Origin of the sequence: Cryobacterium sp. RTC2.1 (assembly GCF_035018685.1) — a bacterium.
In the GTDB taxonomy this organism is placed as follows: Bacteria; Actinomycetota; Actinomycetes; order Actinomycetales; family Microbacteriaceae; genus Cryobacterium; species Cryobacterium glucosi.
Window position 1 is genome coordinate 1 of record NZ_JASJXJ010000324.1, and the last position, 886, is coordinate 886.

The window sequence follows — 886 nt, forward strand, 5'->3', positions numbered from 1 at the left end:
CTGAACGATACAAATCACGCATCTGAACAGTGGGGCTCACTCGCACCACAGGTGGTGCCCATCGAAGCCAATATTCAGTATGTGCATGCGCGGGAAATACGTATCGCAAGGCCACAGACTCAGCGGCACTAGGTGCGTTCGGTCTATGGTCCACATCGAGGGAGAGGGAATTGCGGAGCTGCCAAGGATGCGGTTACGTACATCGCGCCCAGGAATAGTGTCACGGGCGAAATCAGCCCCGTTCAAAGGGCTTCGTCCACATTGGTGGGTCCGGCTACTAGCTGAATCGACGCGTTCTCACGCGATCTGCTGGCCGTCGGAGCAGTACGTACTGAGGGTCTGGCTCTCCGCGTTTGCGGTGTTCGTCTTGAGCTCGGAAGGATGCAATCCGGATAAGGGCTGCTCGGAGCATCTCTTGGCTCGGGTTCGTGGAGCCCGGTATGAGGGCTCCCTTGATCATGGCTTCGGCCTCGTTGACATGCTGCTGACCGAGCAGTGTTTGAGCGTGTCTGATTGTGAGATGTGGTTCGACAAGATGCAGATCAAGACGTCGGGCATTCCCGGAGTAGGTTTCTGCCCGGCCGTGCTCCCCGGCGAGCTCAGATCTCTTGATGCAGAGGTAGGCGACGTGGCCGGCCACAACGGGGTAGTTTTCGGACCATTTCCCAAGATACGAATCTGTGCTGGACGTTTTCATGATGAGGCCGTTGATGCGTTTGTCGGTCTGGTGTCCGGCATTGTCGCTCAACAAAGACAATGCGACGTATTCGTGTGCGACATCGAGCGGGCACGGACGGCGTTCCTCACAGTGAACCGTCCCGGTTTTCATGCCGCCGTTTTGTTGGCGGCTTCGATATCTATCGGGCCGTTTGTTTCAGCGTAGTAG

General features: G+C 57.0%; 1 protein-coding gene. It reads left to right on the forward strand.

Annotated elements, in window-relative coordinates:
- The first annotated feature begins 478 nt into the window (after nucleotides 1–478).
- Nucleotides 479–883 (forward strand): hypothetical protein, encoded by a 405-nt coding sequence (locus QN357_RS19100; protein WP_323505413.1) that lies wholly within the window; start codon nucleotides 479–481, stop codon nucleotides 881–883.
- Nucleotides 884–886: the final 3 nt, after the last annotated feature.